The sequence below is a fragment of the Paenibacillus oleatilyticus genome (genome assembly GCF_018998565.1).
Taxonomy (GTDB): Bacteria; Bacillota; Bacilli; order Paenibacillales; family NBRC-103111; genus Paenibacillus_G; species Paenibacillus_G oleatilyticus.
Genome location: NZ_JAHNZO010000005.1, coordinates 36435 through 57316, shown reverse-complemented (window position 1 = coordinate 57316; position 20882 = coordinate 36435). Strand labels below are relative to the sequence as shown.

Sequence of the window (20882 nt, the reverse complement as noted above, 5' to 3'; positions counted from 1 at the left end):
GGCCCTGCCTGCTACGGAAAGCCGGACGATTCGTCCAGCGAAACCCGCTACCGCTTCAGCGCTTCATGCAGCTCCCGGTATTCCTGCGGGGTGACCCCCTCCATTTCCTTGAATACGCGGCTGAAATGCTTCGTGTTCTCGAACCCGGTCATCCCGCTGATCTCGTACACTTTGTGCCCTGTCGTGACAAGCAGCTCTTTGGCTTTATCAATGCGCAGCTTTTTCAAATAGCTCACAAAGCTCTCGCCGGTATATTCTTTAAAGGCTTGGCTGAAATAGGAATAGTTCAACGACACGTGATTCGAAACGACGGCCATGTTCAAATCTTTATGGAAATTATCCTGCATATACTGCACAGCCTGCTTCATTTCCTTGTGATCGATATGGAACGTCTTCATGCTGCGCACATAGTCATCCAGCCGATGCAGCAGCCCTTCCACGCTGTGGTAATAATCGTGAAAATAATAAAAATTCCAAAGGTCTCCGACCTTCTTGAACAATCGGAGAATTTCGACCGATTCGCCCCCGTAAATATGAAACACTTTGTCAAAAATCAGCTCGTTGAACGCGCGGCTAACGCCTTCCAAGTACGCTATATCGTATCGCGCCACCGTCCGGATATCGAGCACTTCCATGAGCAGCGACGTCATTTCCTTCTCCCGGCCGGCTCCCAGCATATTGCCCAGCTTTCTGATCTTGTCCGCAGGGATCGTAAAGTCCCTGTTCTTCCCGGCGATGCAGTCGTAGGAGACGACCCCCGGCGCAGATTGAAGAAACGTATATTTCAGTGCCTGCTCCGCTTCTTGATGGGCCGCCCGCACGCGCGCCACGCCTTGGGTATAGCCGCTCACTCCCATGCTGTAGGCGAAATAACCCGTCTCCGCGATGCGCCCGGCCAAAAACTGAAAAAGCTCGCGGTGCTGGGCAATCAGCACAAGCTGATTCTCCTTATCCCACACGTGCGCTCGCCGTTGTCCGGCCGACTCCGGGGCGTTTTCCAGCTCGGCTTGAATGCGTCCCAGAAATTCGGGCGGCCCCATCCCCTGGGCGGAACCGCGATATTGCAGCACCGCAAGCTGGAAGCCCTCCTCCAGCCACTCCAGACCGCATCCCTTCAACCGCTCCGACAGCCCCGGCTCCTCCGGGTGCGGATGGCGCAGCAAATAGCTTAGCTGACTTTCCCGGTAGGCTTCCTGCTGACGTATCGAGCTTGTCAATTGTTCGTCGATGCGCTCCCTCTGCTTCAGCTCCTTCTCCAGCTTCAGCATCGTCCGGGCCAGCTCGTCACGGACAATCGGCTTGAGCAAATATTCCGACACATCGCAGCGGATCGCTTCTTGAGCGTATGGAAAGTCATCGTGCCCGCTCAAAATAACGACGGCCGGCTTTCGCTCCAGCTCCTGAATCCGCTGAATCAGCGCAATTCCGTCCATCACCGGCATCCGGATGTCGGTAATCACGACGTCTATGGACGCCCGGTTCAAGAGTTCCAGCGCCTCTGCCCCATCTTCGGCAAAATCGAACGTATAGGCATCCGGGAACAGGCGGTCGATCATCGCTCTCAGACCGAGCCTGATATTTTTCTCATCGTCAACGATAAGCACTTTTCTCATCCGCAGACAACCCTCCCGATAAAATCAAATAGGGCAGCTTTATCGTCACCCGGGTGTAAGCTCTCTCCTCGCTGTCCACGGTCAGTCCGTACTCGCTGCCGTAATGCATGGCGATCCTTTGCATCACATTGCGCAGGCCGATCCCTCTGCCTTCCTGCTCCCCGGATGGCCCGCGTCCATATTGAGCCTGGAATCGAACGTCGTCCATAACGAGCTTCTCGCGCAGTTCAGCAAGCTTCTCCTCCGACATGCCGGCTCCATTGTCCGTCACCTCAATATACGTCGATTCGTCCCCTCTCCAAGCGCGAATCCGAATCGCCATGCCCTCCCGTCGCGTGCGTTCCGTCCGCATGCCGTGCTTCACCGCATTTTCCACAAGGGGCTGCAGCGACATCTTCAGCATCTCCTGCTCCCGGTATCCTTCGGGAATATCCAGCTGCAGGTCGAGCTTATCGTCATAGCGCATATTCATAATGGCGATGTAGTTGCGGATGTGCTGCAGTTCGTCCCGAAGCTGCACGTACTCGCTCGACCACTTCAGGCTGTAGCGCATCAGCGCCCCGAGAGAGGTCAAAGCGTCCGAGATGGTGTACTGCGCCTCCACTTCGGCCAGCATCTTCAGATTTTCCAGCGTATTGTAAAGGAAGTGGGCATCGATCTGGTTTTTAAGGGCATGCAGCTCCGCCTCCTTCGTCGCCGCTTGTTTATTCACCGCTTCCACGATCAGCTCGTTCATTTTCTTCATCATCTGCCGAAAATGATGCGCAAGCTCACCTACCTCGCCGCCCGCATCGATATCGATCTGCACGTTCAGATCTCCCCGGCGCACCTTTTTCATCGAATCGCGCAAAATGTGCAGCTTTTTCAAGATCAGCGACTGCAAAAAATAAGTGATCACGGACAACAGCGCGATGAGCACGACCGCTGCGGCGATGAAGAGATTGCGTGTATGCCGAATTTGCGTCACCTGATTTTCCAGAGATATGACATTGAGCAGATAGGCGTCCATCTGATCGATCGGCGTCGTCAGGCACAAATACGGCGTGTCCCCGACCGTGAACGTAAAGCTGGCCCCTTCCTCATGAGGACGCTTCGCCCAATCGCGCCGAAGCTGCTCCAAGTCGATGTCCTTGAAAAAAGTACTGCCTGTATCGGTAAACATTCGTCCCGAACGGTCGATGACCAACATGCGGGACTGATCGTCTTGAAGAGGGCTGAACACCTTTTGAAAAAACTTATCGATTTTCATGTCCACCTCAAGAATGCCGACATGCCTTTCGCTCGGGTAATCAATTTCTTTCAACAGCGAGACATAGGTCGACGCAGCCCGGTTGTCCGCCGTGGCCCGGTTCATGATGTCTTTTTCATCCTCTAGAATCTCCCACCGCAATTCGCCCCGCTGCTCCAACACGCTCTTGTACCACGGCCTGTTGGAGATTCGGCTTTCATGGAAAATCATCGGCCAGATTTCCATCGTATTCGGATTGTCCGTAAACAGGCGGACATTCGTAATGTTCGGGTTATTAAACATGAGCCTTTGCAAATTGGAGAACGACTTCGTATTGAAATCGACGAGCTCGGGAACCTCCAGATCGTCCGGGCTTTGCAAATAATTCATGAGTTCTTTGTCCGCCGTGTAGAACTGTGCCGTGCGCAGCATAATTTCCATATTATTCAAAATATACGCTTTCTCACTGGACAGCGCATATTGATTTTTCTTGAGCGTATCTTGAATCGTATTATGATAAAAGCCGTTGAATATATACCATGAAAACAAAATGATAGGGATCAAAATAATGAAAATATACGCCCCGATCAGCTTGAATTGTATCGAAATGCGGTCCGTCAATCTGGCAAGCTTCATGTTCCGCATGTTTTTCATCTCCGTTATCAACGTGTCGTTCCCCTATTGTAATACGGAAAGTAGAAAAAAGCCCGGAGCCCCCGGAAGCCGGGCTCGCGGGCCGAACCGCTCGAACTACTTGGCGAATTGCGCAATCTTTTGGCTGTTGGCCTCGAATTCTTTTTGCTGGTACGCTCTCACCTTCTCCCATCCGGCGGTCTGCCGGTCCTTCTGAAATTTGTCGAAGAGCTGATCGAATTCCGCATCGGACTTGGCAAGAAGCAGCTTCGGCAGCGCCTTGCCCCAGAGTTGGGCAATCTTCGTGTTGGCGATCCCTTCGACAGAGTTGCCCGTCGGCACGATGTTATCGTATTGCGAGAAGCTCTTCGTCTTGCCACGGGTCCATGCTTCCGGCTGCTTGATCGGCTCGACACTGGGCGGCGCCCACTTGAGGTTCATGTTCGTATCCATCAGCATCCAGAACGTAAAGGAGGAGCCGTACTTCTTGTCGAAAGCGGAACGGTCTTTGTTCATCAGGTCGAGCACTTCGGGCTTGAACTGGTCTTTTCCGTCAATGGTATCGTAGCTAACGCCCTTCTCGCCCAAGAACAGATCCTTATTCCCTTCTTCGCTGATCAGGTAACTAAGGAACTTGATCGCTCTCGCCTTGTCTTTCACATCCTTGGAGATCAGCGTCACCGTCCAGCCGGCAATTCCCGGACCGGCCAACGTCGGCGGGTCCTGCTTCGCGTTAGCAGGTCCGTCGACGGCAATGTAGGCCGTGTTCGGATCTTTTTGATACAGCGAAATGTTCTGATTGGCCATATCCGAGCGTTGAAACAGCATGGCGAAGTAACGGCCCTGGGCGATCTTCTCCTCCATCTGCGGACGCTTGTCGATGAAAATGTCTTTGGCCAGCAAGCCAAGTTCGTTGGCTTGACGGAACGTCTTCAGCCATTTCACGAATTCGGGGTCGGTGTACCGGTCGTAGAGCTTGCCGTCTTTTTCATAAGGAATGGCCAGAAAATTAGCCAACATCGAGGAATTCTGGTTCGCATCGAACAGCGAGTAGTTGCCGGTATCTCCAAACTCGCTCAGTCCCAGCGGAATGAGCGGCTGGCCGTTCACGCTCGGGAATTTCTCTTTGGCCGCCTGCAGCGCCTTCAGAAAGCCTTCCGGCGTTCTCATATCCGGCTTGCCGAGAGCTTCGTACATATCTTTGCGGACCATAAAGGTCTGGTTGGAAACGAAATTCTCCCCGTATTTCTTGTAATCCTGCGGGGAAGAAGACGCATTCGGATACCCGTAGAAATGGCCGTCCTTCTGCGTATACCAAGTCGTCTTGGCCGGGTCCGTCACTTTGAAGAAGTACGGGTCGTATTGCTTCGCCAATTCGTCCAGAGGCAGAACCATATTACCTTCGATCATTTTCTTGACCGCGTCTTCATACCATCCCAGCGTAATGAAATCGGGCAGCTTGCCGGAAGCGATCATCGTATTCAGCTTTTCGTTTTCGTTGCCGGCCGGAACGATAAAGTTGATGTTCACGCCCGTTTTCTTCGTGACGTATTGGGAGGTCGGATCGACGCCCCACTTGTTCGGAAACCAGGAGAAGTTCAAATACCAGTCGAACGTAATCGGCTTCGTGTCGGACTTCCAGCCCGGCTCGTCTGGATTTCCGGCCGGAGCCGCCGTGTCCGTGGAAGCGGTTTTCGCCTCTTTAGCCGGTTCGTTGCCGCGATCTGCGGAACATGCGCTCACGGATACAGCTGTGACCAAGGCAAGCAGCATAGCGAACGTTTTGCGCGTTTTACTCATACCCATCTGCGTTTTCCCCTTTTCTGTATCATCATAGTGATATGGAATCAGCCCTTGATCGAGCCGATCATGAAGCCTTTCACAAAATATTTCTGCAAAAACGGATATACGATCACGATCGGCAAGGACGTAATGACCATCGTCGCCAGCTTGATCGACTGGGAGGACACGGACTTCGCGATCGTGCCGGAGGTGGCGGCCATCATCTGATTGGAGCTGGACTGGGCCACGACTCTGTACAGATACGTCTGGATCGGTTGAAGCTCGCTTTTATTGATGTAGATCATTCCCGTAAAATAATCGTTCCACTGGTACACCCCGTGGAAAAGCGCAATCGTCGCAACGACGGGCATCGAAACCGGGAGAATGATTGAGCGGAAAATTTTGAAATCGTTAGCGCCGTCCAGCTTCGCCGCCTCCTCCAGCCCGTCGGGAATCTCCCGGAAGAACGCCTGGAAAACGATCAGATCAAAGAAACTGAACATCGCCGGAATAATGTACACCCAGAAGCTGTCGAGCAGCCCCAGATCCCGAATGAGCAAGTACGAGGGAATGAGCCCGCCGCTAAAAAACAATGTGACTGTACCCAGCATCATATAGGCCCAGCGTCCGATCAGTTCTTTGCGCGAGAGCGCATAAGCCACCATAGCGGTAAACAGCACGTGAACAACCGTCCCGACGACCGTCTTGGCGACGGTCACGCCCATCGCCAGCATGATGCCGTCGTTGGCGAATACGGCCAGATAGCTGTCGAAGCTGAACAGGCGGGGCCACCAATAAATGCCGCCCCGCATCGCGTCGTTGCCGTCGTTCAGGGAATTCACGAGCACATACCAGATCGGGTACAGCGTGACGAAGCAGATCGCGAGCATGAAGACATCGTTCAGCCGGTCGAATATAACCTCCCGCAGCGTTCTGCGGTTCATGGAAACCATCCTGCGATCCTCTCCTTTCCTAGAATAAGGACGTGTTGTTCAATCGCTTCGTGATGTAGTTTGCCGAGAGCAGGAGAGCGAGCGAAATGAACGATTTGAGCAAGCCGACAGCCGTTGCATAGGAGAAGCGGCTTTGCTTCAGCCCGACTTGATACACGTACACGTCGACGACGTTGCTGGCGCTCTCGTTCAACTGGTTTTTGAGCACGAGAATCTGGTCGAAGTTCGAATTCAAAATGCCGCTGACGGCAAGAACGAACAGGATGGTAATCGTGCCTTTGATCGCCGGGAGCGTCACATAAATCATTTTCTGGAACCGGCCTGCGCCGTCGATCGTCGCCGCTTCGTACATTTCCGGAGAAACGCCGGAGATGGCGGCTAAATAAATGATAGCGGACCAGCCCAGCTCCTTCCAGATGTCCGAGGTGACGATAATGGTCCAGAAATATCCGGGCTCGGCCAAATAGCTGATCGGTTCCTCGATCAGGTTCATCGTCAGGAGCAGCCGGTTGACGATCCCGACGTCGGCCAGCCAGGTCGCCAGGATACCTCCCAGAATGACCCAGGACAGAAAATGGGGCAAATACGAGATCGTTTGCACCGCCTTCTTGTAGCGTACGGAACGCAGCTCGTTCAGGAAGAGCGCGAAGACGATCGGCAGCGGGAATCCGAAGAGCAGCTTAAGCACGCTCATTCCGATCGTATTTTTGACCACATCGGCCAAACTGTCGTCTTCCAGAAAAGCTTTGAAATGCTCCAGTCCCACCCAGGGCGCTGCGGAAATCGGCGCCGTGATATTGAAATCCTTGAAGGCAATGACAATGCCGTACATGGGGACATAGTGGAAAACGACGATCCATAGGACGCCAAGCAGCGCCATGACTTGCAGATGACGCTGTCCGTAGAGCCTGCGAAGCAGCTTGGACGCTGAACGGCTCAGGGCTGCCGGCTCCTGCTGCCGAATCGGCGTATCTGTGTTAGAGCTCAAATCTACTGCACCTCCGGCTCGCACGTTCGTAATGTAAGCATTTTCATCTCTTTCATTGTAGAGGGCCGCCGCTTCCGGCGTAAGGAGGAAAATTTCAGCTGGGGTTGCTTTTTTTCGGGTTTTGTTCATCTTGGGACAAGCAAGTCAAATTCTTCATAATTTCTTAACGTAATCATTCATTCCCCTTTACACAACTTGCCTATAATCGAGTTGTCCAATTCTAGTGGAGGTGCTTATTTATAATGAAAAAGGCTTTTAAAGTCTTAACCAGCCTCGCGGTCACCGGCAGCCTGCTCGCAACCGGCACGGGATTCGTTACCGAGCCTGTACCTGCGGCTTATGCGGCGGAAACCGCGCAAGCTCCATCCGTCTACATTGCACCTATCGACCGAGCGAAATTTTTAGCCGGAAGCCTCTTCGACTTCCGTGTGGAATTAAATCACCTGACGGCGATGCCGTCGTCCGTCAGCATTACGGTGAACGGCAAGGAGGCCGAGCAATTTTTCGGCAAGCCTCTTGTCAAGACCAACACGGACAAAAGCCAGGAGTTCACGATCCGGGACGTCAAAATCAATGAGCCCGGCACCTATGAAATCGCCGTCAAAGCCGACAACGGCTTGGCGAAAACCGTGAAATACGAAGTCGTGCTCGCCGACCAAGGCGGCAAAAAAGCGAAAAACGTCATCCTGTTTGTCGGCGACGGCATGGCTTTCCCGGATGTGACGATGTCCCGCATCATGTCCAAGGGGATCACCGAGGGCAAATACAACGGCTTGCTCGAAATGGATAAATTCGATCAGCGCGCGGTCGTGACGACCTCCGGCATGGATGCGCTCGTGACGGACTCCGCCAACAGCGCCAGCGCGTACAATACCGGCCACAAATCCGCCGTGAACGGCCTGGGCATTTACCCGGACAATACGGAAAGCTCGCTCGACGATCCGAAGGTCGAGACGTTGGCGGAAATGCTGAAGCGCACCCGCGGCATGTCGGTCGGCGTCGTCTCGACGTCCGAGATCGAAGATGCGACGCCTGCCGCCGTCGTCTCCCATACGCGCCGCCGTTCGGACAAGGCGGATATCGCCGAAATGCTGTACAAGCTGCAGCCGGAAGTGATTTTGGGCGGCGGATCGGCTTATTTCCTCCCGAAATCGACGCCGGGCTCCAAACGGAAGGACGAGAAAAACCTGTTCGATATGTTCCAGCAAAAAGGCTACACGATCGCAGAGAACGCCACCCAGCTGAAAGCGGCGAATGCGCCTGACAAGCTGCTCGGCCTGTTCCACACGGCGGACATGAGCGTCTACTACGACCGCTCGACGAACAACAAAGCGGAGCTGAAGTCGTTCACGGATCAGCCGAACCTGTGGGACATGACGCAAAAAGCGCTCGATACGCTCAGCAAAAACGACAAGGGCTTCTTCCTGATGGTTGAAGGTGCAAGCATCGATAAGCAGCTTCACCCGCTGGATTGGGAGCGCGCGGCTTACGATACGATCGAGATGGATAAAGCCATCGGCGTAGCCAAGCGCTTCGCCGAGCAGAACGGCGAGACGATGATCGTCGTCACGGCGGATCACTCGCACTCCGTCAGCGTCGCGGGCACGTATTGGGAAGGCGACGGCAAGTCCGGTCGCGAAGCATTCCGCACGTATGAGGATTCCAAATTCCCGACGTATGTCGACGGCAACGGCGACGGATTCCCGGACCATCCGGACGTAGACCGCAAGCTGGCTGTCGTATTCGGGTCCTACCCGGATTACTACGAAGATTACAAATTCGATCCGGTGCCGACTTCCCCGTCGGTGAAAAACAAAGAAGGACGCTATGTCGCCAACCCGGCGAAGCTGGCCAATCCCGACGATCCGAACCGCGACCGTTTCCTGCGGCAAGGCACCGTTAACCCGACGGCGGAAAGCGTAGGCGTGCATACGGCCGATGACGTGCCGCTGATGGCCTACGGCCCAGGGTCGCAATATTTCAAAGGCACGATGGATAACACCGATGTGTTCTTCGGCATGGCTAACGCGCTTGGCCTGAACGTATCCGATGCGAAATCGGACGGCAAAAACTGGGTTCCGCTGGCCAACTTCGTCAACATGATGGGCGGTACGGTGAAGTTCAACGCGTCGACAAGAGAAATTACGATCCAAGTTAACGACAGCACGGTTGTTTTGAATCTGAACAGCCGCAAAGCGACCAAAAACGGCAAGGATGTTACATTGGAGCATAAATTCGAGAACGGCACGACGTTCGTGTCCGGCAGCTCGATCCTGGAAGTGCTCGCGAAGTAAGCAAGGCGTGTGAGAGATCAAACGATATACGGAAATTACGGAGTGAATGGAGGCGTTACCCATGCGGCTTGAACCAAGAGGCATGACCGCCTTAACCGTCGGCCTGATCGCCGTTACGCTCCTCGTTCCCGGCTGCAATCAACCGGTTCCCCTGTCTTCCGGGGGGCCGGTTGATTCTTCCGTTTCGGCGGCAGCGTCCGCCCCGGCGGCGGAGACTTCGGCTGCCGGAGCGCAGCCGAAGCAGGCAGGCGCAGGAGCGGAGGCCGCCGGCGTGGGAGAGGCCGGCAAAGCCGCTCAGCCAGCGGCGACGGCGGATGCAGGGCAAGCGGGCGGCGGGCAGAACGCGGCTGCCGGAGCCCCGCAGGCAAGCACGAGCGCAGGCGCAGCGGGCAGTGCAGCGGCAGTGGCTACCGTGCCCGCAGGCACGGCCCCAGCGGGCGATGCAACCAAGGGAAGCGCAGCGGCTCCCGGCGGCGCGCAAGCAGCGGCCGATGCGGCCGCCAAGGGCGCATCCGCGGCAGCCGGAACGGAGCCGCCGCAAGAGAAGCCGCCTGCCGCCGAACAGGCGGCGGCCAAGCAAGCTAAGCCCGAGACGCCGAAAAATATCGTGAAGGAAGCGGGCAAAACGCCTGTCTTGACGTTCGAGGACCTGTATTCCGAGATGACCGTGCGCGGCGTGAAGCTATCGGATCAAGTGAATCAGTTGGCTGGCAAAAAAGTGGAAATGACCGGTTTCATGGCTCCGCCGTTGACCGCCAAAGTCAACTTTTTCGTGCTGACCAAAGTCGCGCTCACCGTCTGCCCGTTCTGCTCGACCGATGCGGACTGGCCGGCGGATATCGTCGTCGTCTTTATGCCCAAGGGCAAGGACGTGACGCCGACGGAGCATCAGGTCAAAGTGACGGGCACGCTCAGCGTCGGCTCGCAGACGGACGAAGAGACCGGCTTCGTCAGCCTGATCCGCATCAACGCGGACAGCGTGGAGGTGCTGAAGTAATGCTGCATGCCGAGAACTTGACCAAGTCGTATCCCCTTCCGGGCAAGCAGCAGGTGCACGTGCTGAACATTTCCCATTTTGCCATGATCGCAGGCGAACGGGTGGCCCTGGTCGGACCGAGCGGCTCGGGCAAAAGCACCCTGCTCCAGCTCATCGCCGGCATCCTGCGGCCTACAAGCGGCACCATCCGCCTGCTGGACCGGCAGCTCGAACGGCTGAGCGAAGCGGAACTGGACCGTTTCCGCGCGCAGCATATCGGCTACGTGTTCCAGAGCTTCAACCTGCTGCCGGGCTTTACCGCGCTGGAGAACGTGCTGGCGGCCATGCAGTTCGGCAAAACCGTCCCGCCGAAGGGGCAAAAGCAGCGCGCCGGCGAGCTGCTGGCGCAGGTCGGCCTCGAGCACCGGCTTCACCACAAGCCGGGCCAGCTCAGCGGCGGCGAGCAGCAGCGCGTCTCCATCGCGCGGGCGCTGGCGAACCGCCCGGCCCTTGTGCTGGCGGACGAGCCCACGGCGAGTCTGGACCACGCCAATGCGGAGCAGGTGTTTTCGCTGCTGGCCGAAGCTTGCGAGCAGAACGGGACGGCCCTACTGCTCTGCACTCACGACCCGGAGCTGGCCGGCAGATTGGACCGCGTCGTGAGCCTCCGGGAGCTTTCCATTTACGATACCAGAGAGGTCGGGTAACATGTCTTTGCTGCACATGGCTTGGCGCAACCTCATGAACCGGCGGGTCCAAACGCTCATTACCGTCATCGTTGTCAGCATCGGCGTCGCGATGACGCTCAGCATCATGATGCTCTCCGCAGGCATCAAGCAAGGCATCGTCAAAGCGAGCGAGCCGTTCGGCATGATCGTCGGCTCCAAGGGCAGCGCCAACCAGCTTGTGTTCAACACGATCTTTTTGATGGATAACCCTTTGGCGAATATTTCGCTGGATTATTACCATACGCTTGAGAACGATCCCCGGGTCACCCAGGCAGTTCCTTTTGCGCTCGGCGACAATTACCGAGGGTTACGGCTCGTCGGCACAACCCCTTCCTTCTTCGCACTGAAAGGGAAGCCCAGCGACCCGCCTTATTTCCGGCTCGCGGCCGGGCGGCTGTTCGACAAGCCGTTCGAAGCGGTGCTTGGCGCCAAGGTCGCCAAAGAAACCGGGCTCAAGGTCGGGGACCGGCTCATTTCCGGTCACGGCGTCGCCAAATCGTTGCAGCACGACGAAGGCCACAAGGACCATCCTTACACGGTCGTCGGCATCCTGCACGGCGTATCGGCCCCTTCGGATCAAGGGATTTACGTCAGCATGGACAGCTACTGGATCAGCCATGAGCATGCGGGGGAGCAAAAGCACGAGGAAAACGAGCATGGCGTGACCGCCGCCTTGGTGAAGCCGCGAAGCTACGTGGACCTGATGAAGATGTATCAGGAGATCAATCAGGGCAAAGAGGCGCAGGCGGTATTTCCCGGACAAGTCATCGCCAAAATCTTCGATATGATGGGCAGCGGCGAGCAAATTTTGACATATATCAGCTATGTCGTTCTGGGCATGGCCGGGCTGACCGTCGTTCTGGCCCTGTACGGCTCCACCGTGGAACGAAGACGGACCGTCGCCATCCTGCGCGCCATCGGCGCAAGCCGCAGCGCCGTCGTCACGATCGTGCTGCTCGAATCCGTGCTGGTGGTCGTCTTCGGCTGCGTGCTCGGCACGGCGCTCGGCGGCGGACTCACCTGGCTGTTGTCGGACTATATCGGCTCGCAAATATCCGTGACGGTTGCGGTCGCTTACAGCTGGGATGCAGCTGCCGTTATCGGAGGCGTTGCGCTGCTGGGCATGGTCGCGGGCATTCTCCCCGCCGTCGGCGCTTACCGGACGGAAACAGCCCGTTATTTGCATACGGCATAATCAAGTTTGTAAAAAACGACGAGTCGCCCTCGCTTCAGCTCGGAAAAGGCTGAAAGAGGGCGATTCACCGTTTTAACGCTGCAGCAGCGCCGTTATTTTTTTCTCAAAAGTAGCATCGTCGGCAGCACCGGTCATTTTATCCGCGATCATTCCGCTGCGGTCCACCAGGTACGTTGTCGGAATCGGCACGATACGGTACGCCTGAGCCGTCTCCGCCCGTTCATCGAGCAGCACCGGAAACGACAGGCCATGCTCCGAAACGAACTCCCGGACGGATTCGATCCGGTCCTTGGCCGTAATGTTGACCGCCACCAGCCCCACCCGATCCTTATACCGCTCGTACAGCCTTGCCAACGCCGGAGCCTCCGCTTTGCACGGTTCGCACCATGACGCCCAGAAATTAATGATCAACGGCTTGCCGCGAAATTGCTCCGACGTATACGTTTGTCCGTCCAATGCCGGGAGCGCGAAAGCGGGCGCCTGAGCCCCAATCTTCGCCGCCGTTCCAGCACGAGCCGGGAGCTTGGAATACAGCACCAAGGATACCAGCGCGACCAGAAGAAGCAGCATCCCTTTTCTTTTCATCATTTCACCGTCACCATCCGTCCTTGTCGAGCCTGTCCCCTTTATTGTACCGGTCGAATGTTTTCCGAATATCAACAAGGGGAATTGTGAAAGAACGACTTCCAATGGTAGAATTAGGTTGCCAATGCAATTTATACGGGGGTTACCATGAACAGGTTTCGTTTGCTGCTCGCTATTCCCTTATTTTTTATCGCTATCGTTGGCGTTCTGATCTTTTTCACGGACCCGTTCGCTCCCTTGAGATGGTATCTCGGTCCCCAATACACAAAAGATGCGAAAGCGTTCCTAAGCGCCGTCTCCGGCGGAGATTACGAGAAGGCTTCGAAGTCCTTGAGCCGGAATCCTCGTGCCGACGAACCCGGCGATGCCGTTAAAACCCAATGGATCTCCGCCATGCATAAGCTGAAAGCACAGGGCTTCTACCCTGTCGAATACGCCAACTTAAAGGTGCCCCACGACCGGGAACATATGGACGGGCGCGCCGACATCACGTTTATGGAGGACGGGAAGCGCCAGTCGTATTACACCATTCTGACCTTCGACCTCGGCGGTGTGCATCAGGCCTGCATTTTCTCTCCCAAGACGAAGCATACAGAGGCTTGGAACAAGATCAACTGCCATTATTGAGCCGTGTTTGAGCTAAAACATTATTTTCAGGAGTGGAAAGCAGATGAAAAAACTTTTACTGTTGGCATTGTGCCTCTCTTTGACCGGATCGACAGCGGCTTACGCCTACCAACCCCAGAACGATCCGCCTGGCATAAGGAACAAGTCGAATGACGTTATGGATTATTTTTCTGTCGAAACCTCGAAAGAGGGCAGCTTCTTCTTTACATCGGGAGACGGAAAAGAGGAGCTGAAACCTGGTGTAGACGGTTCGATTTATCGGGTCGTGATCAGTTCCAACGCGGATGCCGTCTTTACAGCTGTGTTTCCGGATGGTTCCGAACAAGCCTTTGAAATGGACAAATCCCATAACGGATACTTGGTCATTCCGGTCGAGTCCGGCGTCAAGTCGCTCAAAATTAAAGTTGGAACGGACGGATCGCGAACGGTCAAGGCCAACTTGCACCAGTATCGCGTACATACGGAAAAAAATAATTTCATTTTCAATTATAAAAAATGGAAGAAGAAAACGAAATAAGCCCGGACATAGGCAAAATTTAAAAGGGAACCGTCGCACGGTCCCCTCCTCATTTCCTAGCAAGCTAGCTGTTAACCGATTCGGGCCGGATCAGGCCTCGCGTACCGCCACGTAAATCTCGACCTCGGCATCGCCGGGGTCAAAGCCGCGCGCATCGTATACTTCGAAGTCGCCTGTATAGGCGCGCTCGTACGAAGACGTCTCGAACCACGCCCAGATGCGCTGCCACGCCTCGGTCACGACGCGGGCCACGGGGCCCCGCTCGCTTTTGAACACGACATACCGCGCCTGCGGAACCGCCTCTACGGCCAATCCTTCCGGCGCCGCCTCCTTCGCCCGCGCATGCCCGATCAGCACCGTGTAAGCTCCGTTCACGTCGCTCTCATAACCCGTGTACAGCACGTAGGTCAAATGCGGCTCGCTCACCCCGTCGATCTTGGACAAGTTCGCAGCAAAAAAATCGTTCCACAGCCGCGGAATCGCCCCGTCCGGGCCGGTTTCACGCTGATTCGTCGTTCGGGCGCTCACGCCGACAAGGTTCATGGCGGGTTTGGAAGCAAAGCTGGTTTCCATGGGTTCGTCCCCTTTTCATCGTATAGTTGTCATCGGTCATCGCGATGTTCTGTAACCTTCGTTTCTTAGTATACGATGCAAAATTGGACAGCACCCTGTCATAGTTCGGCGTACTGTGCGATAATCTTTTGCGCCCGATCCTTAAGCTCCCTCGCCATAAACGCCGGTTCGTCGATTCTCACCTTGTCCCCGAAGCTGAGCATCCAGCCGTAAAACCACTCGTTGGCCGGATAGCTGCCGCGGATGCGGATCGAGCCGTCCGGCAGCCGCTCCGCCTGCTCCGTCGGAAACGTATCCTCCACCCGGTCGCGGACTTCCGGCCGAAAGGTCAGCACCACATCCAAAGCACCGGACTCCGACCATTCCGGCTGCCAGGAATACGAGTGCAAGGCCGGCGCCGGACGCGGCTCGAAACGCTCCTCCGTCACGCGCAGCTCTTGGACCCGGGACAACCGGAACACGCGAAATTCGCCCCGCAGCGTGCAGTAGGCATGCAAGTACCACAGGTAGCCTTTCAGGATCAGACCGATCGGCTCCACGGTCCGTTCGGTTCCCTCTCCCTCCAGATTCGTGTAGCGAAACGTAACCGTACGACGCTCCCCGATCGCGGTTCTTAGTGCCTGAACCCTCGCCCTTGCCGACGCGCTCTGCCCCCACGGATTGAAGTCGAATGTCAGCGGCGCTCCGCCCTGCTCCAGCAGCTCCCGCTCCGTCGGCTGCAGCATCGTTTTTACTTTTTCCAGAAGGTTGGAAACCGACTGGTCGTCGAACGCCGTGCGTATGCCTTGAACCGCCGCCAGCATAGACAACAGCTCATCCAGAGCCAGAAATTGACGGCTGATCGTAAACTGCTCCATAATCTCAAAACCGCCGGTCGTCCCCTGATGCGCGACGATCGGAATGCCCGCCAGGCTAAGCGCCTCGATATCGCGGTAAATCGTTTTGGTGGATACCTCAAACCGGTCGGCCAGTGCTTTGGCGCTAAGCCTTTTTCGATTCAGCAGCAGCACGGTGATCGCCAATAAACGATCCGTTCTCAGATGCTCCGCCCTCCCGCCGTGTCATTACGGGGAGCTGCCATCGTTCGTCAACAGCCCCTCCGTTGCCTTTTACGATCATTATAGCAGAAAGGACAGGCTGGAGCCGACGGCCTCTATTTATTCCGTTCCTCCCCGGTAACGCAATAAACGGACATTGAACGGATTTTCGGCACGGCGGCGCTGTCCAAGACGTTCAGACGAATCCGATCGGTACGGACCGGAGCAAACCGGTCGATCTTCTTATGACCTACAGCGCTACCTCTTACGAGCTCAATCCACCGTCCGTCCAGCATCGCTTCCAGCGAATATTCCCGAATGCGCTCGCCATACCGGATATCTTCCATGAGCACCGCATGATCCAGCTCCATAGGCTCGTCCAGCACCAACTCCGCCGCGCCTTCGGCGTCCTTCACCTCGGCGAGCGGGCTGCCAAAACGGCGGCGAATCTCCTCCCCGAGCGCCAGCACGCGCTCCACGTCCGCCTTCGGCAGCAGCCCTCGCCGATCCGGAGCTACGTTCAGCAGCAGCGTTGCTCCGTGCCCGACCGAGCGGTAATACACGTCCATGAGCTCCTCCAGGCTCAACAGGCGAGCTTCGTCGTCCGGATGCCAGAACCAGTGATTCTTGCGGATCGGTACGTCGCACTCGGCCGGCAGCCAGGCCGGCGTCTCCGGCAGCCAGTTCACGGCCGCCTCGGTGAACATGCTGACCCGGGCCGTCTCGGCCGTGTTCCAGCACGGATACGGCGCGACGCCGTCCTCGTTCCCAACCCATCGGATCGTCGGGGCCCCCATGTTGAAAATCATCGCGTCCGGCTGATGCCGTTTGACGAGCGAGATGATGCGCGGCCAATCGTACTCCCGGCCCTCGGACCCGGCCCCGTCGAACCATACCTCGACGAGCGGTCCGTACTGCGTCAGCAGCTCGGTCAATTGCTCGGCATAAAAGTCGTCATAAGCGGCGCGATCCCGATAGCAGGCCGCATTCCGGTCCCACGGCGATACATAAATACCAAACCCGAGCCCCTCGCTTCGGCAGGCCTCCGCACAGGCGCGCACGACGTCGCCTTTCCCGTCAAGCCACGGGCTCGACTTCACCGAATAGTCCGTCGTCCGGGTCGGCCACAGGCAGAAGCCGTCATGGTGCTTCGCCGTCAATATAAAATAGCGAAACCCGGCCCGCTTCGCGGTCCTTACCCATTGAACGGCGTCCAGTACCGTCGGATGGAACCGCTCGGGCGAGTCCGAGCCGTCGCCCCATTCCTGATCGCAAAACGTATTGATGCCAAAATGGCAGAACATCCCCAGCTCCATATCCTGCCAGCGGAGCTGCTGCTCCGTCGGTATAGCTAACAAAGGCTCATGCTTCATCATGCCGGCACATCTCCTTCCGCTTCTTCGAATTTTCGGGCAGCCTCGCAGCCAAGCCCGCTCTGTCACTCCCTTGGAGGAGTACAGGCGGGCTTGGTTCATCAGCCTACTTCTGACCCTTGGCCTTAAAGCTATCGTTCATTTCCTTGATGTGGCTTTGATAGCCCGGGTCGTCCTTCATCGTCTTGACGAATTTGTCCCAATCGTCGATCGTCGCTTTGCCGATAATGACGTTGATCATCATATCGTTGATCTTTTTGTTCCAGTCGGCTCCTTTTTCCTTGAACGGCGCCGATTTCGGCAGCCCGAACTCCGGATTCGGCTCGGATTGTCCCGCGATCGTATCGACCAGCTTTTTATTGTATTCCAGTACGTCAGACGGCATGCCCGGCACGCTGGCGCGCAAATACTTGTTGTAATAGCCGGTTACCCATTGGCCCGTAGAGTCGCCCGAATAGCCTTTCTTCTTGCCATCTTCCGTTTGTGTGACCGCGCCGTCCGCGCCGATGGTGAAGTCCGTATCCTTGATGCCGTACGTTCCCAGATTGTAGCCTTCCTCGGTAGCGGTATAGTCGTACACTTCCAGAATGCGCTTCAGCTTCTCTTCGCTTACTTTCTTGCTGACGAGGAATTGGCCGTAATAGCCGATAGCCTGCTCGTAATGCGCTTTGCCGTCCGCAGCTTTCGGAATCTCATAGGCCACCAGGTTGGCGTTCGGGTTCGCTTTTTTCAAGTCTTGATTGAATTTATAGGCGTCGGAGACGTTCGTGATCGCCGCACCGGCTTTTCCTTGCACGAGCATATCGCGCACCTGCTGGCTCTTCATGACCGGCAGATCCGGCATGATGCCTCCGGATTGGAACGTTTTGTTCCAGAACTGCATCGCCTCTTTCGCCTGCGGCGTCATCCAGTTCGGGGTGATGCTGCCGTCCGCGCCTTTCTGCCAGCCCGTTCCCGCGCCAAACATACTGATCAGATACCCGGCCGGGCCCGGCGAACCGAAGAGCGCCAATCCGTACGTATCGGCCTTGCCGTTGCCGTCCGGGTCGTTCTTCGCGAAGGCCGTAAGCACGTTATACAGCTCATCCATTGTCTTCGGCGGCTGCATGCCGAGCTTTTCAAGCCAGTCTTTGCGCAGCACGAGCGCCTCGGAGCCGTCCAGCGGACGCACCCGCGGCAGCGAATACAGCTTGCCTTTAATGGAGGCGTTATCAAAAACGTTTTGCGGATATTTGGATAAGTTCGGATAATTTTTGATAAACGGTGTCAGTTCCCAGAACGCGCCCTTGTCGATCGCATTCAGGAAGCTCGGCGTCGTGTTGAAATCCTCCACGAACATCACGTCGGTGATGTCGCTCGATGCCAGCAGCACGTTCAGCTTTTCCGTGATGTTGTTGGCCGGGATGTAATTGATTTTCAGATTGACGTTGAATTTCTCGCCGATCTTCTTGAGCCCTTCCAGTTCTCCGGTCGGCGCCGCGCTGAACGCGATCGTCGTGACGGTGATATCCATCGGCTTGCCGGATTTGCCGTCCCCTTGAGCTGCCGGAGCGTCGGACGGCTTCCCGCCGCAGGCGGCGAGCGAAGCGACCAGGGCGACCGATACGGCGCCTGCTGCGATTGTTTTCATCGTTTTCATTCAAGATGACCTCCCTTAAGTATGTTTCCGGATGCGAGGCGAATGTTTCTTTTATCGGTGAACGGCCGGACACGGTCAGACTACAATGCATCAGCCTTTGACCGAGCCCACCATCATACCCTTGACGAAATACTTCTGCAAAAACGGATAAATCACAACGATCGGCAGCGAGGAGATGACGACGGCAGCCATTTTGATGACATCGGGCGGCACGGTCTGCTCGCTTTGGATCATGGCTGCAACGCTCGGATCGGCCACCTGCGTGGACGCCTGAATCAACAGCAGTTGGAGCAGCACCTGCATTGGCCGCAGCGAGTCGTCGTTAATATACAGTACCGCGCTGAAGTACGTATTCCAGTAAGCCACCGCAAAAAACAGTCCGAAAGCGGCCAGCGCCGGCAGCGACAGCGGCAGCATGACCCGGAAGAAGACCCCGATGTCCGAGCAGCCGTCGATGTTGGCGGCCTCCTCCAATTCGGCGGGCACGTCCTGATAGAAGTTCTTCATCAAGAACACGTACCAGGCCCCGGTCAGCATCGGCAAAATGAGCGCCCAGATCGTATCGGTAAGACCCAGGCTGTCCACAAGCATATAGTTCGGAATCATCCCCGGCTGAAACAGCATCGTGAGCAAAATCGCCACGAGGAAAAACTGCTTGCCCTTGAGCCGCTTGCGTGACAGCACATACGAGAGCGAGCTGGTCACCACAAGACTGAGCAGGGTACCGACGACGGCCAACACCGCACTGATTCCCATCGAGCGGATGAACGTCCCTGTCGACAAGATGTACCGGTACGAGTCAAGACTCCATTTTTCCGGAAAAATAACGACTGACTTCGTCACGTACTCGTTCGCGTCGGTGAACGAGACGATCACCACATACAGAAAAGGCAGCAGCGTCAGCAGCGAGATGACGGTCAACAGCACGTAATTCGCCGCTTGAAAGAAACGGTAAGAGGCCGATGCTTTCATGTTAGTAGAGCCCCTCCTCTCCGAAACGCTTCGCGAGACGGTTGGCCGTAACGACGAGGATGAGACCGACGACGGATTTAAAGACGCCGACGACGGTTGCATAGCCGAACCGGCCGTTCAGGATGCCTACGCGGTAGACGTAGGTGTCGAACACGTCGGCTACACTGGATACCGGCGCGCTCGCCATCAGGTAAATTTGTTCGAAGCCGACTTCCAGCACTTGTCCGAGCCGCAGGATGAACAGCACGATGATCGTGCTGCGGATGCCCGGCAGCGTAATGTTCAGCATCTGCTTCCAGCGGTTCGCCCCGTCGATCTGGGCCGCCTCGTACAGTTCCTGGTTAATGGCCGTAAGCGCCGCGAGGAAAATAATCGTCCCCCAGCCCGCTTCCTTCCAGATGCTCTGCGCGGTCAGCATGAGCCAGAAGCCGTCTGGATTCGTCAGGAAAGCAATCGACTTGCCCCCGGATTCCGTTATCAATTGGTTGACCACGCCGGTGCCTTGGCTGAGCAGCAGGAAGCAGATGCCCACAATGACGACCCAGGACAAAAAGTGAGGCAAATAAATAACCGTTTGCACGAATTTCTTAAAGAACAGCACGCGCACTTCGTTCAGCAGCAGCGCCAGCACGATCGGCATCGGGAAGAAGAACAAGATGTTCATGAAGCTGATCCCCATCGTGTTGCGGAACAAAATCCAGAAGTCCGGGTTCGAGAAAAATTCCTGGAAATATTTGAACCCTACCCATTCGCTGCCCCAGAAGCCGCTCCAAGGCGAGTAATCCTTGAAGGCCAGAGCCAATCCCCAGATCGGGAAATATTTGAATACGAGAAAAAACAGCAATCCCGGCGCCGCGAGCAAGTACAAGCCCTTATCTCTTCGCAAAGCGACCGCCCATTCCTTAATGAAGCCGTTTGTCTTCGGCCCGGCTCCTTTCTTCCGCAAGCCGGCCGGAACGTTCGTACCGCGAACTGCTTCCGTTTCGGATGAACTCATGCTTCCACCTCCTGCGTTGTCAGATCAATCCGTCTTCGATCGAATATGTCTGCATCGTACAGCGAAGCGGAGATGGCAGCAAGGCGCAATTCTTGGAGCGGTAACCGGGCAAAAAAGGAGCATCGTCCCTCGCGACAGATGCCGAAAAGACGCGCCTGTACACGATTTATGC

At 56.2% G+C, this 20882-nt stretch carries 18 protein-coding genes; 6 read left to right on the top strand and 12 right to left on the bottom strand.

What is annotated here, in order from left to right; translation table 11 throughout:
• Window positions 1–47: 47 nt before the first annotated feature.
• The 5 genes from KQX66_RS08025 to KQX66_RS08005 all read right to left on the bottom strand — a co-directional run bounded on the left by KQX66_RS08025 (window position 48) and on the right by KQX66_RS08005 (window position 7173).
• Window positions 48–1613: a response regulator gene (locus KQX66_RS08025; RefSeq protein ID WP_216791823.1), complete on the bottom strand. Its 1566-nt coding sequence runs from the start codon at window positions 1611–1613 to the stop codon at window positions 48–50.
• Complete coding sequence (locus KQX66_RS08020) at window positions 1591–3486, bottom strand: cache domain-containing sensor histidine kinase (RefSeq protein ID WP_253957012.1); 1896 nt, start codon at window positions 3484–3486, stop codon at window positions 1591–1593. Before KQX66_RS08020 ends, KQX66_RS08025 begins: the two co-directional genes overlap by 23 nt.
• A 105-nt stretch (window positions 3487–3591) precedes the next feature.
• Window positions 3592–5274 (bottom strand): type 2 periplasmic-binding domain-containing protein, encoded by a 1683-nt coding sequence (locus KQX66_RS08015; RefSeq protein ID WP_216792149.1) that lies wholly within the window; start codon window positions 5272–5274, stop codon window positions 3592–3594.
• Between the two features lie 47 nt (window positions 5275–5321).
• Window positions 5322–6209: a carbohydrate ABC transporter permease gene (locus KQX66_RS08010; RefSeq protein ID WP_216791821.1), complete on the bottom strand. Its 888-nt coding sequence runs from the start codon at window positions 6207–6209 to the stop codon at window positions 5322–5324.
• A 19-nt stretch (window positions 6210–6228) separates the two neighbouring features.
• A complete protein-coding gene (locus KQX66_RS08005; protein ID WP_054974440.1) occupies window positions 6229–7173 on the bottom strand; it encodes an ABC transporter permease in 945 nt (314 codons plus the stop codon).
• Between the two features lie 266 nt (window positions 7174–7439).
• Here KQX66_RS08005 and KQX66_RS08000 point away from each other — a divergent pair, with 266 nt between their 5' ends.
• The 4 genes from KQX66_RS08000 (at window position 7440) to KQX66_RS07985 (ending at window position 12390) form a co-directional block, all read left to right on the top strand.
• Window positions 7440–9491 carry an alkaline phosphatase gene (locus KQX66_RS08000; RefSeq protein ID WP_216791819.1) on the top strand — a complete coding sequence of 684 codons (2052 nt, stop codon included), beginning with the start codon at window positions 7440–7442 and terminating at the stop codon, window positions 9489–9491.
• Window positions 9492–9552: 61 nt separating this feature from the next.
• Complete coding sequence (locus KQX66_RS07995; protein WP_216791817.1) at window positions 9553–10488, top strand: hypothetical protein; 936 nt, start codon at window positions 9553–9555, stop codon at window positions 10486–10488.
• Window positions 10488–11174: an ABC transporter ATP-binding protein gene (locus tag KQX66_RS07990; RefSeq protein ID WP_216791815.1), complete on the top strand. Its 687-nt coding sequence runs from the start codon at window positions 10488–10490 to the stop codon at window positions 11172–11174. The genes KQX66_RS07995 and KQX66_RS07990 overlap by 1 nt, the downstream gene beginning before the upstream one ends.
• A 1-nt stretch (window position 11175) precedes the next feature.
• Window positions 11176–12390, top strand: coding sequence for an ABC transporter permease (locus KQX66_RS07985; protein WP_216791812.1), 1215 nt, complete (start codon window positions 11176–11178; stop codon window positions 12388–12390).
• 72 nt (window positions 12391–12462) lie between these two features.
• Here KQX66_RS07985 and KQX66_RS07980 read toward each other — a convergent pair whose 3' ends face one another.
• Window positions 12463–12978, bottom strand: coding sequence for a TlpA family protein disulfide reductase (locus KQX66_RS07980; RefSeq protein ID WP_216791810.1), 516 nt, complete (start codon window positions 12976–12978; stop codon window positions 12463–12465).
• Between the two features lie 144 nt (window positions 12979–13122).
• Here KQX66_RS07980 and KQX66_RS07975 point away from each other — a divergent pair, with 144 nt between their 5' ends.
• Complete coding sequence (locus KQX66_RS07975; RefSeq protein ID WP_216791808.1) at window positions 13123–13602, top strand: hypothetical protein; 480 nt, start codon at window positions 13123–13125, stop codon at window positions 13600–13602.
• Window positions 13603–13645: 43 nt separating this feature from the next.
• Complete coding sequence (locus tag KQX66_RS07970) at window positions 13646–14119, top strand: hypothetical protein (protein WP_216791806.1); 474 nt, start codon at window positions 13646–13648, stop codon at window positions 14117–14119.
• A 90-nt stretch (window positions 14120–14209) separates the two neighbouring features.
• Here the strand turns inward: KQX66_RS07970 and KQX66_RS07965 are convergent, their stop codons facing one another.
• The 6 genes from KQX66_RS07965 to KQX66_RS07940 all read right to left on the bottom strand — a co-directional run bounded on the left by KQX66_RS07965 (window position 14210) and on the right by KQX66_RS07940 (window position 20710).
• On the bottom strand, window positions 14210–14692 hold the full coding sequence (locus tag KQX66_RS07965; RefSeq protein WP_216791804.1) for a GyrI-like domain-containing protein: 483 nt from the start codon (window positions 14690–14692) through the stop codon (window positions 14210–14212).
• A 98-nt stretch (window positions 14693–14790) separates the two neighbouring features.
• A complete protein-coding gene (locus KQX66_RS07960) occupies window positions 14791–15714 on the bottom strand; it encodes a helix-turn-helix transcriptional regulator (protein WP_253957011.1) in 924 nt (307 codons plus the stop codon).
• A 131-nt stretch (window positions 15715–15845) separates the two neighbouring features.
• Window positions 15846–17105 carry an alpha-L-fucosidase gene (locus KQX66_RS07955; RefSeq protein WP_216791802.1) on the bottom strand — a complete coding sequence of 420 codons (1260 nt, stop codon included), beginning with the start codon at window positions 17103–17105 and terminating at the stop codon, window positions 15846–15848.
• Between the two features lie 103 nt (window positions 17106–17208).
• Window positions 17209–18741 (bottom strand): extracellular solute-binding protein, encoded by a 1533-nt coding sequence (locus tag KQX66_RS07950; protein ID WP_216791799.1) that lies wholly within the window; start codon window positions 18739–18741, stop codon window positions 17209–17211.
• Window positions 18742–18831: 90 nt separating this feature from the next.
• Complete coding sequence (locus KQX66_RS07945; protein ID WP_216791797.1) at window positions 18832–19713, bottom strand: carbohydrate ABC transporter permease; 882 nt, start codon at window positions 19711–19713, stop codon at window positions 18832–18834.
• Between the two features lies 1 nt (window position 19714).
• Window positions 19715–20710: an ABC transporter permease gene (locus tag KQX66_RS07940; protein WP_216791795.1), complete on the bottom strand. Its 996-nt coding sequence runs from the start codon at window positions 20708–20710 to the stop codon at window positions 19715–19717.
• Window positions 20711–20882: the final 172 nt, after the last annotated feature.

What these genes read in the sequence shown, in the direction of transcription:
- KQX66_RS08025 (WP_216791823.1), bottom strand. Translation starts at nt 1,613, where the DNA reads ATGAGAAAAGTGCTTATCGTTGACGATGAGAAAAATATCAGGCTCGGT.
- KQX66_RS08020 (WP_253957012.1), bottom strand. Translation starts at nt 3,486, where the DNA reads ATGCGGAACATGAAGCTTGCCAGATTGACGGACCGCATTTCGATACAA.
- KQX66_RS08015 (WP_216792149.1), bottom strand. Translation starts at nt 5,274, where the DNA reads ATGAGTAAAACGCGCAAAACGTTCGCTATGCTGCTTGCCTTGGTCACA.
- KQX66_RS08010 (WP_216791821.1), bottom strand. Translation starts at nt 6,209, where the DNA reads ATGGTTTCCATGAACCGCAGAACGCTGCGGGAGGTTATATTCGACCGG.
- KQX66_RS08000 (WP_216791819.1), top strand. Translation starts at nt 7,440, where the DNA reads ATGAAAAAGGCTTTTAAAGTCTTAACCAGCCTCGCGGTCACCGGCAGC.
- KQX66_RS07995 (WP_216791817.1), top strand. Translation starts at nt 9,553, where the DNA reads ATGCGGCTTGAACCAAGAGGCATGACCGCCTTAACCGTCGGCCTGATC.
- KQX66_RS07990 (WP_216791815.1), top strand. Translation starts at nt 10,488, where the DNA reads ATGCTGCATGCCGAGAACTTGACCAAGTCGTATCCCCTTCCGGGCAAG.
- KQX66_RS07985 (WP_216791812.1), top strand. Translation starts at nt 11,176, where the DNA reads ATGTCTTTGCTGCACATGGCTTGGCGCAACCTCATGAACCGGCGGGTC.
- KQX66_RS07980 (WP_216791810.1), bottom strand. Translation starts at nt 12,978, where the DNA reads ATGATGAAAAGAAAAGGGATGCTGCTTCTTCTGGTCGCGCTGGTATCC.
- KQX66_RS07975 (WP_216791808.1), top strand. Translation starts at nt 13,123, where the DNA reads ATGAACAGGTTTCGTTTGCTGCTCGCTATTCCCTTATTTTTTATCGCT.
- KQX66_RS07970 (WP_216791806.1), top strand. Translation starts at nt 13,646, where the DNA reads ATGAAAAAACTTTTACTGTTGGCATTGTGCCTCTCTTTGACCGGATCG.
- KQX66_RS07965 (WP_216791804.1), bottom strand. Translation starts at nt 14,692, where the DNA reads ATGGAAACCAGCTTTGCTTCCAAACCCGCCATGAACCTTGTCGGCGTG.
- KQX66_RS07955 (WP_216791802.1), bottom strand. Translation starts at nt 17,105, where the DNA reads ATGATGAAGCATGAGCCTTTGTTAGCTATACCGACGGAGCAGCAGCTC.
- KQX66_RS07950 (WP_216791799.1), bottom strand. Translation starts at nt 18,741, where the DNA reads ATGAAAACGATGAAAACAATCGCAGCAGGCGCCGTATCGGTCGCCCTG.
- KQX66_RS07945 (WP_216791797.1), bottom strand. Translation starts at nt 19,713, where the DNA reads ATGAAAGCATCGGCCTCTTACCGTTTCTTTCAAGCGGCGAATTACGTG.
- KQX66_RS07940 (WP_216791795.1), bottom strand. Translation starts at nt 20,710, where the DNA reads ATGAGTTCATCCGAAACGGAAGCAGTTCGCGGTACGAACGTTCCGGCC.